The 20,763-nt window shown below is 62.9% G+C and carries 17 protein-coding genes; 10 read left to right on the top strand and 7 right to left on the bottom strand.

Going from position 1 to position 20,763, the window contains the following annotated elements; genetic code table 11:
• Positions 1-74 precede the first annotated feature (74 nt).
• From ACU688_RS13690 to ACU688_RS13680, 3 genes are all read right to left on the bottom strand, one after another.
• Positions 75-2,375, bottom strand: a complete 2,301-nt coding sequence (locus ACU688_RS13690) for a TonB-dependent receptor (protein ID WP_448185150.1) — start codon at positions 2,373-2,375, stop codon at positions 75-77.
• Positions 2,376-2,453: 78 nt separating this feature from the next.
• Positions 2,454-3,563, bottom strand: a complete 1,110-nt coding sequence (locus tag ACU688_RS13685; protein WP_448185149.1) for an aryl-sulfate sulfotransferase — start codon at positions 3,561-3,563, stop codon at positions 2,454-2,456.
• 61 nt (positions 3,564-3,624) lie between these two features.
• On the bottom strand, positions 3,625-4,596 hold the full coding sequence (locus ACU688_RS13680) for an ABC transporter substrate-binding protein (RefSeq protein WP_448185148.1): 972 nt from the start codon (positions 4,594-4,596) through the stop codon (positions 3,625-3,627).
• A 47-nt stretch (positions 4,597-4,643) separates the two neighbouring features.
• Between ACU688_RS13680 and ACU688_RS13675 the strand changes: the two genes are divergently transcribed.
• The 4 genes from ACU688_RS13675 to ACU688_RS13660 all read left to right on the top strand — a co-directional run bounded on the left by ACU688_RS13675 (position 4,644) and on the right by ACU688_RS13660 (position 10,017).
• Positions 4,644-5,729, top strand: a complete 1,086-nt coding sequence (locus ACU688_RS13675) for a GlxA family transcriptional regulator (RefSeq protein ID WP_448185147.1) — start codon at positions 4,644-4,646, stop codon at positions 5,727-5,729.
• Positions 5,730-6,060: 331 nt separating this feature from the next.
• Positions 6,061-7,383 (top strand): OprD family porin, encoded by a 1,323-nt coding sequence (locus ACU688_RS13670; RefSeq protein WP_448185146.1) that lies wholly within the window; start codon positions 6,061-6,063, stop codon positions 7,381-7,383.
• 65 nt (positions 7,384-7,448) lie between these two features.
• Positions 7,449-7,829: a RidA family protein gene (locus ACU688_RS13665; RefSeq protein ID WP_448185145.1), complete on the top strand. Its 381-nt coding sequence runs from the start codon at positions 7,449-7,451 to the stop codon at positions 7,827-7,829.
• A 208-nt stretch (positions 7,830-8,037) separates the two neighbouring features.
• Positions 8,038-10,017, top strand: a complete 1,980-nt coding sequence (locus ACU688_RS13660; protein ID WP_017738168.1) for a peptidase U32 family protein — start codon at positions 8,038-8,040, stop codon at positions 10,015-10,017.
• Here ACU688_RS13660 and ACU688_RS13655 read toward each other — a convergent pair.
• Entirely contained in the window at positions 9,995-10,897 is a 903-nt protein-coding gene (locus ACU688_RS13655; RefSeq protein WP_448185144.1) for a DMT family transporter, read from the bottom strand. The genes ACU688_RS13660 and ACU688_RS13655 overlap by 23 nt on opposite strands.
• A 109-nt stretch (positions 10,898-11,006) precedes the next feature.
• On the opposite strand from ACU688_RS13655, the gene ACU688_RS13650 reads away from it, so the two are divergent.
• The 4 genes from ACU688_RS13650 (at position 11,007) to ACU688_RS13635 (ending at position 14,578) form a co-directional block, all read left to right on the top strand.
• Positions 11,007-11,465, top strand: a complete 459-nt coding sequence (locus tag ACU688_RS13650; protein WP_448185143.1) for an Lrp/AsnC family transcriptional regulator — start codon at positions 11,007-11,009, stop codon at positions 11,463-11,465.
• Positions 11,466-11,624: 159 nt separating this feature from the next.
• Entirely contained in the window at positions 11,625-12,971 is a 1,347-nt protein-coding gene (locus tag ACU688_RS13645; protein WP_448185142.1) for a sensor histidine kinase, read from the top strand.
• Positions 12,956-13,333 carry a response regulator gene (locus ACU688_RS13640; protein ID WP_448185141.1) on the top strand — a complete coding sequence of 126 codons (378 nt, stop codon included), beginning with the start codon at positions 12,956-12,958 and terminating at the stop codon, positions 13,331-13,333. The genes ACU688_RS13645 and ACU688_RS13640 overlap by 16 nt, the downstream gene beginning before the upstream one ends.
• Positions 13,334-13,342: 9 nt before the next feature.
• Entirely contained in the window at positions 13,343-14,578 is a 1,236-nt protein-coding gene (locus ACU688_RS13635) for an EAL domain-containing response regulator (RefSeq protein ID WP_448185140.1), read from the top strand.
• 138 nt (positions 14,579-14,716) lie between these two features.
• Here the strand turns inward: ACU688_RS13635 and ACU688_RS13630 are convergent, their stop codons facing one another.
• A complete protein-coding gene (locus tag ACU688_RS13630; RefSeq protein WP_448185139.1) occupies positions 14,717-15,262 on the bottom strand; it encodes a hypothetical protein in 546 nt (181 codons plus the stop codon).
• 430 nt (positions 15,263-15,692) lie between these two features.
• Between ACU688_RS13630 and ACU688_RS13625 the strand changes: the two genes are divergently transcribed.
• Positions 15,693-17,102 carry a circularly permuted type 2 ATP-grasp protein gene (locus ACU688_RS13625; protein WP_448185138.1) on the top strand — a complete coding sequence of 470 codons (1,410 nt, stop codon included), beginning with the start codon at positions 15,693-15,695 and terminating at the stop codon, positions 17,100-17,102.
• A gap of 2 nt (positions 17,103-17,104) precedes the next feature.
• Positions 17,105-18,055 carry an alpha-E domain-containing protein gene (locus tag ACU688_RS13620; RefSeq protein WP_124524790.1) on the top strand — a complete coding sequence of 317 codons (951 nt, stop codon included), beginning with the start codon at positions 17,105-17,107 and terminating at the stop codon, positions 18,053-18,055.
• 151 nt (positions 18,056-18,206) lie between these two features.
• Here the strand turns inward: ACU688_RS13620 and msrA are convergent, their stop codons facing one another.
• Positions 18,207-18,899, bottom strand: a complete 693-nt coding sequence (msrA, locus tag ACU688_RS13615) for a peptide-methionine (S)-S-oxide reductase MsrA (RefSeq protein ID WP_448185137.1) — start codon at positions 18,897-18,899, stop codon at positions 18,207-18,209.
• A gap of 148 nt (positions 18,900-19,047) precedes the next feature.
• The gene (locus tag ACU688_RS13610) at positions 19,048-20,751 is read right to left on the bottom strand and encodes a cytochrome c biogenesis protein DipZ (RefSeq protein ID WP_448185136.1); all 1,704 of its coding nucleotides are present in this window, start codon (positions 20,749-20,751) and stop codon (positions 19,048-19,050) included.
• Positions 20,752-20,763: the final 12 nt, after the last annotated feature.

Below are 20,763 nucleotides of genomic sequence, written 5' to 3'. Positions count from 1 at the left end.
GTAAGCGGTGAATGCCCTCCTACTGCCTTGGGCTCACCGCCACCGTTGGCACGCGTCAGTCCCCTCCCCCCGCCTTAAAAGTCATATCGCGCCGTTGCGCCCAGCGTCCGCGGAGTGCCCAGCACCCCGGTATACGCGCCGTTTGGCGAGTTCCACAGCGTGGTGTAGTAGGTCTTGTCGAAGGCATTTTTAAGCCACAACGACACGTCCCATTGCCCATCCCCCCAATTCCCCCGCAGCCCCGTGGACAGGTTGACCAACCCGTAACCCGGCAATTGCGCTTCGCGCGAATCGTCCACCGTACCCACCGCATGGGAGCGCCACGCATAGCTGCCGTTCACATACGGCTGCAAACCGTTATTCATCTGCCATTGATAGCTGGCGCTGGTGTTGTAGATCCATTTCGACGCCCCGACCACCGCGTGCCCGCTCAAATCACACGCGGCGGGCGCTCCGGGGCGCAGGGCGACTTCGGCCGGGCACGGCGCATCCTCGTAAGACAGGTAGCGCACGTCATTCCATGAACCGTTCACGCTGAGCGTCAAGCCCCGCAGCGGCCGCCAACTGCTTTCCAGCTCCAGGCCACGGCTGCGCACGGTGCCGGCGTTGGTCAGGTAGCTGGTGAGGTTGGCGTCGTCGTAGGCGTTGGTCTGGTAGCCGTGGACCACGGTCCAGAACAGGTTGGCGTTAAGCAGCAGGCGCTGGTCGAGCAAGGTGGTCTTGACCCCCAGCTCGGCATCGTTGGCGCGTTCGCTGCCGATCAACAGCGAGTCGGCCCCGGCAACCGGCGCACTGGCCACACTGAGGTTGACCCCACCGGACTTCTCGCCGTGGGACAACGACGCGTACGCCAGCACGTTCTCGTCCACCTGCCAGGCGAGGCTGGCCAGCGCCGAGGGGCTGAAGCTGTAGAGGCTCAAATCACCCGAGTCATACGCGCCGAGCCGCCCGGTCCTGGCGCCCGCCGCTGCGCCCGATACCGCAGCACCGCCCACCGGCGCGTTGCGCGTGACCTGCGCCAACTTGCGTTCATAGGTGCCGCGCACGCCGAGGCTGAAATCCAGGCTTGGCGTCAAATGCCAGGTGCCCTGGGCAAACGTGGCAAAGCTGTCGGTGTCGACCGTGCCGTGCCCCACGCTGCTGACATTGTTCAGCGCGCCTTGCGCGGTGCCGTTCCAGGTGTCGGCCAGCGGGCCGTAATCGGTGAACACGGTGTTGCGCATCTCCTGGCGGAAGTAATACGCGCCCAGCACATAGTCAAAGTGTTCACCCACCGGCGAGGCCAGGCGCAGTTCCTGGGAATACTGCTTGTCCCGCGCGGATTGACCGACGTTGTGCATGACATCGACGTTGAGTTCGTCATCGTTGCGCGGGGTGAAATCCCACCAGCGATAGGCGCTGATGGCGGTCAGCGTGTAGTCGTTGGGCAATGTCCAGTTGGCTTCCAGCGAGGTGCCGCCCTGGAAAACCTTGACGCTCTGGTCGGCGTCCAGGTTGACCCGGCGCCCGCTCACCAACGTCGCGCCCACGGCGGCGGCGCGCTGCTCGTAGCGGTTGACGCCGTTAATGGTCGGCCCGGTGCTGAACAGCGAACGGGTGCCGGCGCTGGAGTCTTCTTCGTGGTAGTCGGCGACCCAGCGCAGGTTGAAATCTGCGTTGGGCTGGAACAGCAACTGCGTGCGAAAGCCCTGGCGTTGCCCGCCGCCGAGGGTGTTGCCGTTGTATTGGTTCTCGACGTAGCCGTTTTCATGGGTGCGATACAGCGCAATCCGCCCGGCCAAGGTGTCGTTGAGCGGGCCGGAAAGACTCGCCTGGGTTTGCACGTAACCGTCCTCGCCCAGTGACGTCACGAGGCTGCCCTGCGGGGTAAACGTGGGGCGCCGCGTGGTGATGTTGAGTACGCCCGCCGTGGTGTTCTTGCCAAACAAGGTGCCTTGAGGCCCGCGCAGCAGCTCGATCTGTTCGACATCCAGCAGGTCGAACACCGCCATGCCCGGGCGGCCCAGGTACACGTTGTCGAGGTAAATCCCGGCGCTGCCCTCCAGGCCATCGCTGGCCGGGTTGTTGCCCAGCCCGCGAATCGACAGGCTGGATTGGCGCGCATGCATAAACGCCACGTTGACGCTGGGCATCGCCTGCTGCACATCCTGCAAGCGATACAGGCGCTGTTCCTCCAGGGTTTGCGCGCCGAGCACGCTCATGGCCACGGGCACTTGCTGGGCGTCTTCGCTGCGCCGGCGTGACTCCACCGTCACTGCTTGCAGCACGGTGTCGGCGGGCTCAGGTAACGTCTCGGCCGCTGCCGGCAGCCCTTGGATCAGCGCGCAAACGCCCAGTGCAGCCACGCTCAAAGGGCGCGAATAAAGCAGAATCATCGGTGGTTCCTTAAGTCTGGGATGAGTCGATACTTCGCTGCGCGTGGCCTGCGTGAGCGTGATCGTTGCGGGGTTGAGTCAGTCGCGCAGCCAGGGCAGGTCCTGACGCTGGTAGCGGTGTGCGCGGAAGATCGCGTTGTTTTCCCCCGGCAAGTAGCGGCGGGAGGCCTCGTCGGGGTAGGTGGCGAAGTGCGGGTTGACGTATTCCCACACCACTTCACCGGCCGGGGTGACTTCGAACAAACGCCCGAAATTGGCCTCGGTCACCAGGGTGTTGCCGTTGTGCAGGCGCTGGGCGCCGCCCATGAACGGGGTGAAGAACGCATAGCCCGGGGTGTCGGCGTATTGCCACACGATGCGCTGTTGCTGCGGGTCGATTTCAACGATGCGCGAGTGCGGCATGCTGATGTGCGGGCGGGAAATACCGTTGTCGAACACCAGGATGTTGCCGTTTTCCAGCTCGCTCGGGCAGTGCTGCTGCGCCACCAGGTCGTGCCCGAGGCGCCATAGCACCTCGCCGCTGCCACGTTGCACGGCAATCACCGACGACACGCTGCGCAGGCTCAGGATGACCTTGCCGTCACGGCCCGGCGAAACCGCGTTGGTCATCGGCCAGTGGTAGCGCTCGAACGTCGCGTGCAGGGGGTAATCCTCGGGACGCAGGTGTTCCCAGCTGCGCCACTCCCACACCACCTGGCCTTGGCGGTCGACTTCCTTGACCACATCGGCATAGATCACCCCACCGGCCGCCTCGCTGCCGGGAATGCCGCCGACCACGCGGCTGGCCAGTTCCGCGCTGAGGGGCTCGACGGTGGTGTACAGCAGGTTGCCGTTATCCAGCCATTGGGCGTCGTGGTGGTGCAGCAGGTCCGTGTGTTCCCACACCACTTCACCTTCTGGAGTGACTTCACTGAATGCCCCGCCGTGCCACACCGACCAGCCGGGGAACAGCTCCGGGGAGTCCGGGTGGTTGCCGTTGTAGCCGAGGTTGCCGTTGGCCAGGATCACCGCGTCGCGGCCGGGGCGTTGGGGCAGCTTCCAGCGGTGGACGACCTCGCCGTCGAGGTCGATCAGGAAAACGTTGCCGTCGGCGGTTTGCGGCGCGAACAAGGTGTAGCCGCCGGCGCTGCGGGTGTGATCTACGCCGATCAGGCCGGTCTTCTGGCGTTTGAGGGTGGTGCTGTGCATGGCTTTTCTCCGGGTGCAGGAACCCCTGCCGGCGGCACACCGGCAAGGTCAAACGTAGGGATCAGTTAGGTGGTAGGAAGGTGTTGAAGCGCGTGTCGAAGATCTGCCCGACGTCCAGCGGGCGCGGGATCACCCGCTCGGCGGCGAACAGGTCCGCCAGGCGCTGTTGCAAGGCGATGACCGATGGATCAATCGGTACGTAACGCAAGTTTTGATGAGCGAGCATGTCGCGCACCAATGTCAGCGGCAGCCGCGTTGTCTGCGCGAACACCTGCGCCCAGGCGTCCGGGTTGGCCGTGGCCCAGGCCTGCGCGCGGGCGAGCCTGGCGAGCAAATCGCCGGCCTCGGCGGCGCGTTGTGGGTCGGCCAGCGCCTTGAGGCTCGCCAGGGTGAAGTTCTGCCCGGTTTCCGGCCAGGCATCGCCGTCTACCAACACACGGGCGCCCCGCGAGGTGGCCTGGCCGACAAAGGGGTACCACACCGACCAGGCCTCCAGCCGGCCACTGGCAAACGCGGTTTGCGCGTCGAGCGGGTTGACGTAGGCAATGTTCACATCCCGTGTCGTCAAGCCGGCCTGGTGCAGCGCCGCCAGCAGCAGGTAGTGGCCGCTGGTGCCTTTGGCCACGGCGACGCGCTGGCCCTTGAGGTCGGCGACACGCTGCACGCTGGAACCTTGCGGCAGCAACAACGCATTGTTGTTCTGCGCCCCGCTCGCCACGCCAATGATGCGCACATCAAAACCACCGGCCTGGGCAAACACCGGCGGCGCATTGCCGACCACGCCGATATCGATGGCGCCGGCGCTCAATGCCTCCAGCAGCGTGGTGCCGGCGTTGAACGGATGCCACGCCAGCGCGGCCGGCAGGTCCTGGTCTTCACCGGACGCGTGCAGCATGGCCTGGATCAGGCCGCTCTGGTCTCCGACCTTTAGCGCCGCCGACACCGGTTGCACCATCAACAGCGCCGCCAGGCACGCCAACCCGGCCAGGCGGCGCCGTACGGGGTGCTTGGCAGCATCAGGTTTTAGCGTCATTGTCGTGCCCTCATTTTTGCGTTGAACCCAGTATGTCGAGGCTCGCCGTGACGCTCCATGCCAAACACCCCTCCTTTACTGCCACGTCGGACAACGGCGTGCGCACGGTCGTCGTGCTGGCGTTCGATGACTTGCTGCTGCTGAACGCGGCCGGGCCGCTGGAGGTGTTTGCGGCGATTCCGCGCCTGTTGGGCGGTGCGGCGCCGTATCGCCTGCTGTTGGCGTCGCCATTGGGGGGCGTGGTGACGTCGGTCTCGGGGATCAGCGCCAACACCCTGTCGCTGGAGCAGATCGATGCACAGGCGCCACTGATCGACACCTTGATTGTCGCGGGCGGCCCCGGCATGGCCGCGCTGGAGGCTAACGAGCAAGCGTGCGCCTGGTTGCAGCGGCGCGCGGCGCATATCCGCCGTCTGTGCTCAATCGGCACCGGGGCCTTTGCGTTGGCCGCCGCCGGTTTGCTGGATGGGCGCAAGGTGGTGACCCACTGGAAATTTGCCGATGAACTGCAGGCGCGCTACCCCAAGGTCATCTGCCAGACCGACGTGCTGTACCTGCACGACGGCAACCTGTGGACCTGCGGCGGTGCCACTGCCGGCATCGACCTCGCCCTCGGGCTGGTGGAGCAGGACCTCGGCGCCGAGGCCGCGCTGTCGTTGGCGCGCTATTTCACGGTGTTCCTGTGGCGCTCGGGTGAACAGCCGCAGTTGAGCGCTTCGCTGAATGCGCAGTCCACGGCTTTGCGTACAGATCCCGATGTGCGCCTGGCGCGCTTGCATGCGTGGATTGCGGGGAACCTCAACGGTGATCTGCGGGTAGAACGCTTGGCCGAGCAATTCGGCATGAGCCCCCGGCACTTTGCCCGGGCCTACGTCGCCGCCACGGGCGATACGCCAGCGCAAGCGGTGGAGAGCCTGCGCCTGGAGGCCGCTTGCCGGGTGCTGGCGACCACCAACGAGCCGATCAAGCGGATCGCCGAAACGGTCGGCTTCGGTCGTGAAGAACGCATGCGCCGGGCGTTTCAAAAACAATTGGGCACCAGCCCGCTCGGTTATCGCACGCAAATGAAGGCTGCGCCCGCCAGCCAGCCGCCGTTCCCGATGGGTATCGCCTTACACGGCTTGGCGCACTAAGCCCCTCAACTTAAAACTATCCCAACGAAAAAAATCCGCCGCAGAGTCTGCGGCGGCAACCAAAGGATTTTGTCGAAGCAGAGCGGCTAAGACAGGTCCCACGCTACACCTCCCGCCGCTTAAATTATGTGAAGTTTAATTAATCGAGTTTCATCCTTTGCCTGGCTGTAGCCCCCGCAAACTGGGCTTAGAATCAACTTCGGCAACCACGCCGAACACAATAAAAAACCGTAACGCCCACCTTGTAAAACTCTGCCGATCATACGTTTTGCGCCATTTAAAAAGTGCGGTGTTTCTGTGCGCGCGCTTATTACCCGGGGAAGTGAATACCATGATTAAGCAGTCGAGCCTGTTAGCGCTGGCGGTGTGTGCCGGTATCAGTCAGATGGCCTTTGCCGAGTCCGTGACGGACCAGGCGGATGCCAAGGGGTTTATCGAAGGCAGCAGCATTACCGGGCTGTTGCGCAACTACTACATGGACCGCGACCGCCAAAGCGGCAAGGCCGATAACCGCGACTGGACCCAAGGCGCCATGCTCAATTACGCCTCGGGTTTCACCCAGGGCACGATTGGCTTTGGTGTCGATGCCTACGCCTACGGCGGATTGAAGCTGGACGCCACCCACGCCGACGCCGGCACCGGCAACCTGCCCACCGATCGCCATGGCGACCCGGAAAACGCCTACGGTTCCGTGGGCGCAGCGGTGAAGGTGAAGATCTCCAAGACCGAGCTGAAATTCGGTGACATGCAGCCCACCGCCCCGGTCTTCGCCACCGGCGGCACGCGCCTGCTACCTCAGACCGCCACCGGTTTCGACCTGACCAGCAGCGAAATCGCCGGCCTCGACCTGGAAGCCGGGCACTTCACCAGCACCAACAGCGGCATGACCAGCAACCATGACCACGATATCTATGCGACCTACGCCAACATCCCCGCCAACAGCGCGAGTTTTGTCGGCGGCAAATACACCTTTACCCCGAACCTGAGTGCCACCTTGTATGCGGGCGAGCTGGACGATATCTGGCGCCAGTACTACACCAACCTCAACTACGTGATCCCGTTGCCGAATGACCAGTCGCTGGCGCTGGACGGCAATCTGTACCGCACCCTCGACACCGGCAGCGCCAAGGCCGGGGCGATCAACAACACCACTTACTCGCTGGCGGCGGCCTATTCGTTCTTGCAGGCCCACACGCTGACGCTGTCGTTCCAGAAGGTGCATGGCGACACGCCGTTTGACTACATCGGCACCGGCAACAATGGCGCGGGTGAAGGCGGCGACTCGGTGTTCCTCGCCAACTCGGTGCAGTGGGGCGACTTCAACGGCCCGGGCGAACAGTCCTGGGGCATCCGTTATGACCTGAACATGGCCAGTTACGGCGTGCCGGGCCTGAGCTTCATGGGCCGCTATATCAACGGTTCGGACATCGATGGCACACACACGCCCGCGCACAGCGCCTACGTCAACGACTACGGCTCGGATGGCGCTCATCACGAGACCGACCTGGAAGCCAAATACGTGATCCAGAGCGGGCCGGCGAAGAACCTGTCGCTGCGGGTGCGCGATGCCATCGTCTCGTCGAATGCCGACCAGGGTGACGGCAACTTGAACGAGCTGCGGCTGATCGTCGATTACCCGTTTACCTTGCTGTAGTTTGCCCCTGCGGTCATTTTCGCGGACCATGGGCGCCTTTCTGAATCTGCCAATGAGAGGCGCCCATGGCCAACCACGACCTGTCCTACACCCCCGACCCGGATGCCGACTCGATTTCTTCTGACGTTGTCGGTTTCAACGGCATCCTGGTCTCCACCCAGATCCCGACCCGCGCCGATGGCAGCCTGGAACTGGGCGACGCCACCCTGCAAAGCGAATGCACCCTGCAAGCGCTGAAAGTCGCGCTGGAAAAGGCCGGCAGCTCGATGGACCGGGTGATGCATTTGACTATCTACCTGACGGACATGGCTGATCGTGCCGCGTTCAATGAAGTCTACAAGCGCTTCTTCGCCAAGCCGTGGCCGGTGCGGGCGGCGGTGGGCGTTGCTTCCCTGGCCGTAGAAGGCATGCGCGTCGAAGTCACTGCAATGGCCGCAAAAGCCTAAGCCAGACACAGCCTAAAAAATGTGGGAGCGGGCTTGCCCGCGATAGCGGTGTGTCAGTCAAAGATATATTCACTGAACCGCCGCAATCGCGGGCAAGCCCGCTCCCACATGGGATCTCATTGGCTCCAGCGCCCTGTGGTAGGTGCCCCCCCAGCGTTTCACAGCTACAATGCGCGCCTCAACCGTGACAAGCCTGACTAAAAAAACTATGTCCTTGCCCAAGCATCACCTTGAATTGCTCAGCCCTGCCCGCGATGTGGCCATTGCGCGCGAGGCGATCCTGCATGGCGCCGACGCCATCTACATCGGCGGCCCAAGCTTCGGCGCCCGCCACAATGCGTGCAATGACGTGAGCGACATCGCGTCACTGGTGGAATTCGCCCGCCGTTACCACGCTCGCGTGTTCACCACGATCAACACGATTCTGCATGACAACGAACTGGAACCCGCGCGCAAGCTGATCCATCAGCTCTACGACGCCGGTGTCGATGCGTTGATCGTGCAAGACCTGGGCGTGATGGAGCTGGATATCCCGCCCATCGAGCTGCACGCCAGCACCCAGACCGACATCCGCACCCTGGGCCGCGCGAAGTTTCTCGACCAGGCCGGTTTCTCGCAGTTGGTATTGGCCCGTGAGCTGAACCTGCAAGAGATCCGCGCCATCGCCGACGAAACCGATGCCGCCATCGAGTTCTTTATCCACGGCGCCTTGTGCGTGGCGTTCTCCGGACAGTGCAATATCTCCCACGCGCAGAACGGCCGCAGCGCCAACCGTGGCGATTGCTCCCAGGCCTGCCGCCTGCCGTACACCTTGAAAGATGACCAGGGCCGCGTCGTGGCCTTTGAAAAGCACCTGCTGTCGATGAAAGACAACAACCAGAGCGCCAACATCCGCGCGCTGGTCGAAGCCGGCGTGCGCTCGTTCAAGATCGAAGGCCGTTACAAGGACATGGGCTATGTGAAGAACATCACGTCCTACTACCGCCAACGCCTCGACGACGTGCTTGAAGACCGCCCGGACCTGGCTCGCGCCTCCAGCGGCCGTACCGTGCACTTCTTCCTGCCCGACCCGGAAAAAACCTTCCACCGGGGCAGCACTGACTATTTCGTCACCGACCGCAAGGTCGATATCGGCGCCTTCGACACGCCGACCTTTACCGGCTTGCCGGTGGGCGTGGTGGAAAAAGCCGGCAAGCGCGACTTGCAGGTGGTCACCCATGAGCCGCTGTCCAATGGCGACGGCCTCAATGTGCTGGTCAAGCGCGAAGTCGTGGGTTTCCGCGCCAACATCGCCGAGCCCAAGGGCGAGTTCGAAGAAGACGGCGAGAAGCGCTACCGCTACCGCGTCGAGCCGAACGAAATGCCGGCCGGCCTGCACCAGTTGCGCCCGAACCATCCGCTGAACCGCAACCTCGATCACAACTGGCAACAGGCGCTGCTCAAGACCTCGTCCGAGCGCCGTATCGGCCTGACCTGGGCCGCGCGCCTGCGTGAAGAACAGCTGGAAGTCACCGCCACCAGCGAAGAAGGCATCAGTGCCAGCGTCACCCTGCCCGGCCCGTTCGGCGTGGCCAACAAGCCAGAACAGGCGCTCGATACCTTGCGCGACCTGCTCGGCCAACTGGGCACCACCGAATACCACGCCACCGACATCCAGCTGGATGCGCCGCAAGCGTTCTTCATCCCCAACTCGCAGCTCAAGGCCTTGCGCCGCGAAGTGATCGAAGCGCTGACCGCCGCCCGTGTTGCTGCGCACCCGCGTGGTGGGCGTAAAGCCGAAACCACGCCGCCGCCGGTGTACCCGGAAGCGCATCTGTCGTTCCTGGCCAACGTCTACAACCAGAAGGCCCGTGATTTCTACTACCGTCACGGCGTGAAGCTGATCGACGCCGCCTTCGAAGCCCACGAAGAGACCGGCGAAGTACCGGTGATGATCACCAAGCACTGCCTGCGCTTCTCGTTCAACCTGTGCCCGAAACAGGCCAAGGGTGTCACGGGCGTGAAGACCAAGGTCGCGCCGATGCAGTTGATCCACGGTGATGAAGTGCTGACCTTGAAGTTCGACTGCAAACCCTGCGAGATGCACGTGGTGGGCAAGATCAAGGGGCATATCCTCGGCCTGCCGCAACCGGGCAGCGCAGTGGAGCACTTCAACCCGGAAAACATTATTTTCCAGGGTACGCACTAACCTTCTGGGAGCGGGGCCACCACCAGCCCCGCTGCAACCCCGCAGCCGCCAGCAGAATTGCCGCTACCCCCAACCATTGTTGCCAGCCCAGGCGATGCCCGAAGGCGATCCAATCGACGAAGATCGCCGCAATCGGGTAGATAAAGGACAAGGCGCCGGTCAATGCGGTCGGCAGTTTCTGGATCGCGCCGTACAACAACACATACATCACACCGGTGTGCACCACGCCCAGGGTCACCAATGCCGCCCAGGCAGTAGGCGCCACAGGCACACTGCCCCACGGCACCAGCGGCGCCAGCAACACAGCGCCGGTGGCCACCTGGATCAGCGCCATCAAATGGGGCGGTACGTCTTTCAAGCGCTTGATGATCAGCGCGGCAATCGCATACAAAAACGCTGCGCCCAACGCCAACGCGATACCCGCCAGGTAATCCCCACCGCTCTGCTGCGAGCCATGGGCGGTCACAATCGCGAGCATCCCGATAAACGCCACGCTCAACCACGTGAGTTTCTGCACGGTGATTTTCTCGCCAAGGAACACCGCCGCAAGCATCACCAACATGAACGGCTGCACGTTGTACACCGCCGTGCTGATGGCGATGGACGCGTGGGAATAGGATTCGAACAGCAGCAGCCAGTTACCAACGATGGCCACACCGCTGAGCATTGCCAGCCCGAGCTTGGCCCCACTCAGCAGGTCCAGGCGCAGGTAACCCAGCAAGGCGCACACCAGCAGCAAGGTCAGCCCGCCGATCACGCAACGCCAGAACACCACCTCGATCACCGACACGCCTGACACCAGCACAAACCAGCCAATGGTCCCCGAAATCAGCATGGCGGCGACCATTTCCCACGAACCGCGACGGATGGATGTATCCACGATTGATGCTCCTCAAGTGAGGCTCAATTATGGCAATCTGCTGGGCAGCGCCTCCAGCGACTAAAAAAGGCCAGACACCCGAATCACCTTTTCTTATTAGGCAAATCCCATGATCGACAGCATCGACCAGCAACTGATCGCCGCCTTGATGGACGATTCGCGCCTGTCCCTCAAGGCCCTGGCGGGCATCACCGGGCTGTCATCGCCCAGCGTCGGCGAGCGTCTGCGCCGCCTCGAAGAGCGTGGGGTGCTGACCCACTACACGGTGGACATCGACGCCAAACACTTCGGCTACCTGCTGCAAGCCATCGTGCGCATCCGCCCGCTGCCAGGGAAGTTGCAGGAGGTTGAGCGGCAAATCCAGGCGATTCCCGAGTTCACCGAGTGCGACAAGGTGACTGGCGATGACTGTTTTATCGCGCGGTTGCATGTGCGCACCATGGAGCAACTGGACACCCTGCTCGACCGGCTCAATGTGTATGCCGAGACCAACACGGCCATCGTCAAGAAAACCCCGGTGAAACGGCGCTTGCCACCGTTGGGTGGTGGGAACGATCAATCCAATTGAGGGTTTATCGCAAAACCAAGACATCAAAACGCCACAATCTCTGCTACTGTCCAATGACCTCATCTCCTCCTCGTCGCCTCATCGCGATCTTCTGTGAGCATGCTCTGCGCCCTCGTCGGCTGACGCGGGCGGGCCTGAACCTCACGGAATGACCCCGCAATGGACACACCTTTACCCGGCCCCGCGCAATCACGCGCCGAAAAGATCGTCGAGTTCAAACGCCAGAAAACCCTGCTCAAGGCCGGCGCCCTGCAGGATGCCATCTTCAACAGCGCGTACTTTTCCAGCATCGCCACCGACGAAAAAGGCGTGATCCAGATCTTCAACGTCGGCGCCGAACGCATGCTTGGCTATGCCGCTGCCGATGTGGTCAACCGCATTACCCCCGCCGACATCTCCGACCCCGTCGAGCTGATCACCCGCGCCGCCGCCCTCAGCCTCGAACTCGACACGCCGATCACCCCGGGCTTTGAAGCCCTGGTGTTCAAGGCCTCCCGGGGCATCGAAGACATCTACGAGCTGACCTATATCCGCCAGGACGGCAGCCGCTTGTCGGCGATGGTCTCGGTGACCGCCCTGCGCAACCGCCATGACACCATCATCGGCTACCTGCTGATCGGCACCGACAACACCGCGCGCAAGCAGGAAGAAGCCGAGCGCAAAGGCTTTGAACGCGCCCTGGAAGAAAAGAACCTGGAGCTGGAGCACGCCAGCCACATGAAGTCCGAGTTCCTCGCCACCATGTCCCACGAACTGCGCACGCCGTTGAATGCGGTGATCGGGTTTTCCGAAGCGCTCAAGGACGGGCTGGTGGGTGACATGACCGAGACCCAGCGCGAGTACATCGGCGATATCTTCACCAGCGGCCAGCACCTGCTGTCGTTGATCAACGACATTCTCGACCTGTCCAAGGTCGAAGCCGGGATGATGGAATTGGAACTGGAAGCGGCTGAGCTGCCGGGGTTGCTGGCCAACAGTTTGCTGATCGTGCGTGAGAAGGCGGCGTTGCAGCAGATCCAGTTGAAGTTGGACAGCCCGGATGACTTCGGCACCCTGGCTCTGGACCTGCGCAAGACCAAACAGATCATCTACAACCTGCTGGCCAATGCGGTGAAGTTCAGCGAACACGGCAGTTGCGTGACCCTGGCGGTGCGCGAGGTCAAGGCTGACCAAGTGGGCAAGATCCCCGGGGATTGGCCGGTGCACAGCTTTGACGTGCCGCTTGGCGCGCATCAAACGTTTTTGCAGTTCAGCGTCAGCGACACCGGCCTGGGCATCGCAGCAGACGACATGGGCAAGCTGTTCAAGGCCTTCAGCCAGATCGACAGCAGCCTGGCACGCAAATTCGAAGGCACTGGCCTGGGGCTGGCGATGGTCAAGCAACTTGTCGACCTGCACGGCGGCAGCGTCGCTGTGGCCAGCCGCGAAGGCCTCGGCGCGCGGTTCGTGGTGTGGCTGCCGTTGCGCCGGGCTGCCAACCTGGAGGCGCCGTGGCCGACATCCTGATCATCGAAGACAACGAAGCCAATATGCGCCTGGCGCGCTTGCTACTGACCAATGCCGGGCACAGCGTGCGCTGGGCCGCCGATGCGGAAAGCGGCCTGACCCTGGCCCGCGAACACCAACCGGCGCTGATCCTGATGGACATCCAACTGCCGGGCATGGACGGCCTGGCCGCTACCGCCCTGCTCAAGCACGACCCGCTCACCGCGCACATCCCGGTGATCGCCCTGACCGCCATGGCGATGAAGGAAGACCGCGAAAAAACCCGCCTGGCCGGCTGCGACGCCTATGTGATCAAGCCCTTGCGCTACAAGGAGCTGTATCAGGTGATCGACACGCTGCTTAACACACCGCCACTCAGATGAGTCCCCACTATGGCTACGCTGCTGATCGTCGATGATGAACCCCAGGTGCGCAAGCTGTTGGAAACCCTGTTGCAGTACGAGGGCTACCACACCCTCAGCGTTGGCTCCGGCGAGGAAGCCCTGGCCCTGGTGGCAGAGCAACCGCCGGACCTGATCCTGCTGGACATCATGATGCCCGGCATGGACGGGTTTGAAGTGGCCAACCAGCTCAAGGGCAACCCGGCCACGGCGAATATCCCGATCATCATGCTCTCGGCGTTGAGCGAGCCGAGTGCGCGCCTCAGCGGCCTGCAAACCGGTGCCGAAGAGTTCATCAGCAAACCGGTGGAGCGCGTCGAGTTGTGGCTGCGGGTGCGCAACTTGTTGCGGCTGAAAAGTTACGGCGATCAATTAAAAAGCCACAGCCTGATGCTCGAACAGCAACTGCGCGAGCGCGGCACTGAAACCGCGACGATGAATGTCCACGACCTGGCACGCCTGGACCTGCAAAACGCCCTGCGCCAGGCGGTCAAGGCCAACGAATTCAGCCTGCACTATCAACCCAAGCTGGACCTGGGCAGCGGCCAGGTTTCTGGCCTGGAAGCCTTGCTGCGCTGGGATCGCCCAGGTTATGGCGCGGTGTCGCCGGCGGTGTTTGTGCCGATCCTGGAGAGCCTGGGTTTGATCATCACGGTGGGGCGCTGGGTGATCGACCAGGTCTGCCGGCAGATCGCGATTTGGCAAGGCAGCGCCGTCGGGGCGGTTGAAGTGTCGGTGAACGTGTCCGGCCATCAGTTGATGGAAGGCGACCTGATCTCGGATATTGCGCAAATACTTGCAGACACCGGGGTTGCGCCGCATTGGCTTGAAGTGGAGCTCACCGAAAGCTCACTGATGGAAAACACCCAGCACACCATCAGCAGCCTGCAACGCCTGCGCGACATGGGCGTGAAGATCGCCATCGACGACTTTGGCACCGGCTATTCCAGCCTGGCGTACCTGCGCCGTTTTCCGTTGGACACGCTGAAGATCGACATTGCGTTTATCCGTGAAGTCACCAGCAACCCCCAGGATGCCGCCATCGCCCGCACCATTATCGAACTGGCCCACAGCCTGAAGCTGCGCGCCGTGGCCGAGGGCGTGGAAACCGCCGCGCAACTGGCGTTCCTGAAGGAAGCCGGCTGCGATCAGATCCAGGGCTACTGGGTGAGCAAACCGTTGCCGCTGGAGGCGCTGGAACGGTTGCTGCTGGAACAGCGCCGCTGAGCACACCGGTTTATTCCTCCGGCGTATCAATCAGCGGCACCTGCGCATCATCCATCAGCGAACCGGGGTCTTCGTTGCCCGGGTCGTTGAGTTCCTCGTCCGGTTCGTCCTCACGTTCATCCGACATGACCTGCACCTCTATGAACCCGGGTTATCCACCTGGATATAAAACGCGTAGGCGCCGAGCAACAGCCAGAACACCATAAACAGCCACGGCGCACGCATAGAGAATAGCAGTGACTTGCGATAGCCCTTGTGGGACGACTCCGTCTCGCAGAACAGCGGCGAATCGTCATAAGCCAGGCCCATCACCGGTTCGCTGCGCAGCAACTCGCTTTGCTTGTAGTGCCAGTGGTCGATGATCTCGTACGCCGCACGAATCCCCGGCCAGGCGTTCAGCGAGCTGAGGATGCCGAGCAAGACCAGGAACACCGGCACCACCAGGGTGAACAACTTGCCCCACTCTGGGTTGAGGTTGCCCATGCCGGACACGAAGGCTATGACCAGGAACGATTGTGCGGTGAGGTAGGCGTCGGTGCGGTTGGCCAGGATGGTGGTTTCGTACTGGATCTCGCGCCGGTAGAAGTCCAGGCGGTCCTTGGGCGAGCCGAAGATCTTGGCATTGTGTTCACTGTGGTCGGTCAGGGCCGTTTCCGGGGAATGCGGCGAGATGATTCTGGGCACGGCGGTGCTCCAAGAAGTTTCGAGTGACGTTAGAAGAACGGGCGGGAGGTGAAGTTCAAGTTTGTTCATGCACCAATCTGAAGCAGCGCACGCCCCCAACTGTGGCGAGGGAGCTTGCTCCCGCTGGGCTGCGCAGCGGCCCCAAAATCTTGGGAGCGCTGCGCACTCCAGCGGGAGCAAGCTCCCGCGCCACAACAAGCTCCCTCTACACAACAAGCCCACTCACCCTGGGTTTCGGCACAAGCATTGCTTTAGCCCTTCATCACTGCCCGCACACAGGAGCATCCGTTACCCCCCGACCCAAGAGCCAACCCCATAAGAAAGTAAGGACCAGGCCCAGTGGCACCCTTAGCCACGGGCTCATAAAAACATGCGTTTTTCAAAGCGGCAGTGCCACCCAAGCGTCCCTCGGCACTGACAAGGTACTGGAATGGCTCGATCTTTCTTCGATGAAATGAATGACGCAAACGGCGTGTGCCGTGCGCACTATCAGGAATTCTCCCGCTGGCTGGCCAACACGCCACCGGAACTGCTGGCCCAGCGTCGCCGCGAAGCCGACTTGCTGTTTCACCGCGCCGGGATCACCTTCACCCTCTATGGCGACGAGCAGGACACCGAGCGCCTGATCCCCTTCGACATCATCCCCCGCAGCATCCCCGCCAGTGAGTGGAGCGTGATCGAACGCGGCTGCATCCAGCGCGTCACCGCGCTGAACATGTTCCTCGCCGATATCTACCACGACCAGCGCATCATCAAGGCCGGGATCATTCCCGCCGACCAGGTGCTGGGCAACGAGGGTTACCAGAAGGCCATGGTCGGCCTCGACCTGCACCGCGACATCTACTCCCACATCTCCGGCGTCGACCTGGTGCGCGACGGCGACGGCACCTACTACGTGCTGGAAGACAACCTGCGCACCCCCAGCGGCGTGAGCTACATGCTCGAAGACCGCAAGATGATGATGCGCCTGTTCCCCGAAGTGTTTGCCAAGCAGCGCATCGCGCCGGTGGACCACTACCCCAACCTGCTGCTCAAGACCCTGAAAAGCTCAAGCCGCCTGGACAACCCCAACGTCGTGGTGCTCACCCCCGGCCGCTTCAACAGCGCGTTCTTTGAACACGCCTTTCTCGCCCGGGAAATGGGCGTGGAACTGGTGGAAGGCGCCGACCTGTTCGTGCACGACCTCAAGGTGTTCATGCGCACCACCGACGGCCCCAAGGCCGTGGACGTGATCTACCGGCGCATCGACGACGCGTTCCTCGACCCGCAGGCGTTCAACCCCGAATCGATGCTCGGCGTGCCCGGCCTGGTCGCCGCCTACTGCGCGGGCAACGTGGTACTGGCCAATGCCATCGGCACCGGCGTCGCTGATGACAAGTCGATCTACCCCTATGTGCCGGAGATGATCCGCTTCTACCTCGACGAAGAACCGGTGCTGCAAAACGTGCCGACCTTCCAGTGCCGCAAGCCCGATGAACTGTCCCACGTGCTGGCGCACCTGCCGGAACTGGTGGTCAAGGAGACCCAGGGCTCCGGCGGCTACGGCATGCTGGTGGGCCCGGCGTCCACGGCGGCCGAGATCGAGGACTTCCGCCAACGCATCAAGGCGCGTCCCCATGCGTATATCGCCCAACCCACGTTGAGCCTGTCCACCTGCCCGACCTTTGTCGAAAACGGCATCGCGCCCCGGCATATCGACCTGCGGCCGTTCGTGCTATCGGGCAAGGAAACCCGCCTGGTGCCCGGTGGCCTCACGCGCGTGGCCTTGCGTGAAGGCTCGCTGATCGTCAACTCGTCGCAAGGCGGCGGAACCAAGGACACCTGGGTGGTGGAGGGCTGATTATGTTGAGTAGAACCGCCGCAGATCTTTACTGGATGTCCCGTTACCTGGAGCGCGCCGAGAACCTGGCGCGCATGCTGGAAGTCAGCTATTCGCTGTCGCTGATGCCCCAATCCGGGCGCAGCGATGGCCTGGATGAACTGGCGATGTCGCTGCTCAGTAGCGGCACCCTCGACAGCTACCTGGAACGCCACAAGGAACTGGATGCCGAGCGTATGTTGCACTTCTTCGCTCTCGACGAAGAAAACCCCGCGAGCATCTACAACTGCCTGCGCGCCGCTCGCGGCAACGCGCATGCGGTACGCGGGCGCATCACCGCCGACATGTGGGAAAACCTCAACGCCACCTGGCTGGAAATGCGCAGCATCGCCGCCGGCGGCCTGGCGCGCCACGGCATCAGCCACTTCTGTGATTGGGTCAAGCAACGCTCGCACCTGTTCCGTGGCGCCACCTCGGGGACCATCATGCGCAACGACGCCTACCGGTTTATCCGCCTGGGCACCTTTGTCGAACGCGCCGACAACACCTTGCGCCTGCTGGATGCGCGCTACGAGATGTTTGGCGAAGAGTCGGAGGAAGTCAGCGACGTCTCGGCGCGCGGCTATTACCAGTGGAGCGCCCTGCTCCGCGCGTTGTCGTCGTTCGAGGCGTACACCGAGCTGTACCCGAATGCGCTGAATGCACGCTCCGTGTCCGAGCTGCTGTTACTGCGCAGCGACGTACCGCGCTCGTTGCACGCGTGTATCGAGGAATTGAGCCACATCCTCGCCGACTTGCCCGGCAGTTACGGGCGCACGGCGCAACGCTTGGCGGCAGAGTTCGAAGCGCGGCTGCGGTATACGGGGATTGATGAAATCCTTGAGGACGGCCTGCACAGCCGGCTGACGGACTTTATCGACACCGTGCGCGAACTGGCGCGGGCGATACACAGCTCTTACCTGGAAGTGGTCTAGCTCAACAGGCGTGGCCCGGATTTTGTGGGAGCTGGGCTTTTGTGGGAGCTGGCTTGCCTGCGATGGCATCGCCTCGGTCTCACTGATGTACCGAGGTGTCTGCATCGCAGGCAAGCCAGCTCCCACATAAGACCATTCATACATCAGGTGTTTACTGGGTTTTCACCAATACCGGCTCAGCGCGGTACTGGTCAGGAAACAGCTTTTTCAACTGCGCCACCTTTGGCAAGTCATTGATCACGATGTACGGGTAAGACGGGTTTTCAGTAAGAAAGTCCTGGTGGTAGGCCTCCGCCGGGTAGAACGGCTTGCCCATCTCGATCCGCGTCACGATCGGCTTGTCGAAGGACTTGGCGGCATCCAGTTGCGCGATATACGCCTGGGCGACTTTTTGCTGCTCGGCATCCTGCGCAAAGATCGCCGAGCGGTATTGCGTACCCGTATCCGGGCCCTGGCGGTTGAGTTCTGTGGGGTTGTGGGCCACCGAAAAGTAGATCTGCAACAGCTTGCCGTAGCTGACTTTGCTCGGGTCATAGGTGACGGAAACCGCCTCGGCATGGCCGGTATCGCCCGCGCTGACCGACTCATACTGCGCCGTACCTGCCGCGCCGCCGTCATAGCCGGAGACCGCGTTTTTGACGCCCTGCACGTGCTGGAAAACGCCTTGTACGCCCCAGAAGCAGCCGCCGGCGAAGACCGCCGTTTGCAGGTTGGCCGAGGCTGGCAGGTCCAGCGCGGGTGGTGCGATGACGACGGCATCATCGGAAGAACCAAAGGAAAACGCCTGGGCTTGGCCGATAAAGGCAACCAACGCCAGCACCGGTAAACATCTCAAGATTTTCATAGATATCACTCCAAAACACGGTCAACTGTGGGAGCTGGCTTGCCTGCGATAGCGGTGTATCAGCGCCAGATTAGGTGGCTGACCTACCGCCATCGCAGGCAAGCCAGCTCCCACAAAAGCCAGCTCTCACAGTTATAGGGTTGTCGAATCAGCCAAAGGTAAAGGCATACGCCGCCACATTCGGGTCCAGAAACTCAATGCTGAAGGTACGGTCCTGCACCTCACCCGGCTGGCGCACCAGTTGGTACAAGCGCTGTTCAGTCACCGCACCGCTGCCATCCGGCGCCACGTCCGTGCCGTGGGCTTCGCCCGGGGCCTGGCCGTCCACCGTGACCTTGAAACGCACCGGCTTGCCATCCGCGCCAGGCGCCAGCACCAGGTGCAAGTCACGGGCGTGGAAGCGGTAGACGATGCGCCCACCCGCCTGCTCCAGCGTGACTTGCTGGCCGCCCACGTTCCATTGGCCTTCCAGGGTCCAGTTGTTCAGCGCCAGTGGGCCGGACTTGACGAAGTTCTCGGCGCGCTGCGCGCCCAGGTAGGTTTCCGGCGACTGTACGGTGTTCAGGTCCGGCGCCTGTTGCACGCCCTTGGCGTCCACGTCGATCAAGCCGCCCGCGACGTTTTGTGCGCCGGCTTCGCGCAACAACTGCTGGATCACCCGCTCCGATTCGGCATAGTCGCCCTCGCCAAAGTGGTGGTAGCGAATCTGGCCGTTGGCATCGGCAAAGTAGTGCGCCGGCCAGTACTGGTTGTTGAAGGCGCGCCAGATCTTGTAGTTGTTGTCGACAGCCACCGGGTAGGTAATGCCCAGGTCCTTCATGGCCTGGGTGACATTGCCCACATCCCGCTCAAAGGCAAACTCCGGGGCGTGTACGCCAATCACCACCAAGCCCTGGTCGCGGTACTTCTCGGCCCAGGCTTTGACGTAAGGCAAGGTGCGCAGGCAATTGATGCAGGAGTAGGTCCAGAAATCCACCAGCACCACTTTGCCCTTGAGCGCCTCGGCGCTCAGCGGCGGGCTGTTGAGCCATTGCACGGCGCCGTCCAACGGCGGCAGCGCGCCTTCGATCGGCAGCGCATCGCTGGCGTGGTTGGCCGCCATCATCATCGCTCCACCCTGTGCTGGCGGCTTGGCGCTCAAGCGGTCCACCAGGCTTTGTTCCAGGCCACCGGTGGACGCCGTCGACAAGCGCGACAACACACCAGTGTCCAGGCCCAGGGCAATCGCTGCGACACCCACCAACATCAGCGCGCCAAGGCCGCGACGCAGCCATTCACCAGCGCCCAGGGACTTCTTCATCAAGCCAAAGACTTTACCGCCGACCAGCAACGCCAGCGCCAGGGACGTCGCTGCACCGGCGGCGTAGGCCAGCAACAGCAAGGTAGTGCCGATATTGGCGCCCTGCAGCGCGGCGCCGGTCAGCAGCAGCCCCAGAATCGGCCCGGCGCACGGCGCCCAGAGCAACCCGGTGGCCACGCCGATCAGGAACGAAGCGCCCGCACGCGGCCTGGCGTCGGCCCCGGCGGCTTCCGACAAGCGACTGCCGGCGGCCACCAGCGGCCGCGTCAGGCGTTCCGACAGCTGGGGCAGCAGCAGCGTGAGTCCAAACAGCGCCACGCAGAGCAACGCGAGCCAGCGCCCGTATTGATTGACTTGCACCACCCAGCCGCCGCCCACGGCGGCCAGCGTGGCCACCAGGGCAAACGTCACCGCCATCCCCGCCAACAGCGGCAAGCCACTGCGCAAAAACGGCTGCCCGGTGCGAGCGAAGACAAAAGGCAGAACCGGCAGGATGCACGGGCTGACGATGGTCAGCACGCCGCCCAGATACGCGAGAAGCAGAAGCCACATGGGATAAGACCT

Source organism: Pseudomonas acericola (SeqCode), from assembly GCF_053456465.1.
Note: the sequence above shows the minus strand (reverse complement) of the source record. Positions and strands in the feature narration are given on the sequence as shown.

Bases quoted from the DNA above. Each gene is read 5' to 3' on its own strand.
- ACU688_RS13665 (WP_448185145.1), top strand. From the start codon at position 7,449: ATGGCCAACCACGACCTGTCCTACACCCCCGACCCGGATGCCGACTCG.
- ACU688_RS13620 (WP_124524790.1), top strand. From the start codon at position 17,105: ATGTTGAGTAGAACCGCCGCAGATCTTTACTGGATGTCCCGTTACCTG.
- ACU688_RS13625 (WP_448185138.1), top strand. From the start codon at position 15,693: ATGGCTCGATCTTTCTTCGATGAAATGAATGACGCAAACGGCGTGTGC.
- ACU688_RS13670 (WP_448185146.1), top strand. From the start codon at position 6,061: ATGATTAAGCAGTCGAGCCTGTTAGCGCTGGCGGTGTGTGCCGGTATC.
- ACU688_RS13610 (WP_448185136.1), bottom strand. From the start codon at position 20,751: ATGTGGCTTCTGCTTCTCGCGTATCTGGGCGGCGTGCTGACCATCGTC.
- ACU688_RS13645 (WP_448185142.1), top strand. From the start codon at position 11,625: ATGGACACACCTTTACCCGGCCCCGCGCAATCACGCGCCGAAAAGATC.
- msrA (WP_448185137.1), bottom strand. From the start codon at position 18,899: ATGAAAATCTTGAGATGTTTACCGGTGCTGGCGTTGGTTGCCTTTATC.
- ACU688_RS13685 (WP_448185149.1), bottom strand. From the start codon at position 3,563: ATGCACAGCACCACCCTCAAACGCCAGAAGACCGGCCTGATCGGCGTA.
- ACU688_RS13635 (WP_448185140.1), top strand. From the start codon at position 13,343: ATGGCTACGCTGCTGATCGTCGATGATGAACCCCAGGTGCGCAAGCTG.
- ACU688_RS13680 (WP_448185148.1), bottom strand. From the start codon at position 4,596: ATGACGCTAAAACCTGATGCTGCCAAGCACCCCGTACGGCGCCGCCTG.
- ACU688_RS13690 (WP_448185150.1), bottom strand. From the start codon at position 2,375: ATGATTCTGCTTTATTCGCGCCCTTTGAGCGTGGCTGCACTGGGCGTT.
- ACU688_RS13660 (WP_017738168.1), top strand. From the start codon at position 8,038: ATGTCCTTGCCCAAGCATCACCTTGAATTGCTCAGCCCTGCCCGCGAT.
- ACU688_RS13650 (WP_448185143.1), top strand. From the start codon at position 11,007: ATGATCGACAGCATCGACCAGCAACTGATCGCCGCCTTGATGGACGAT.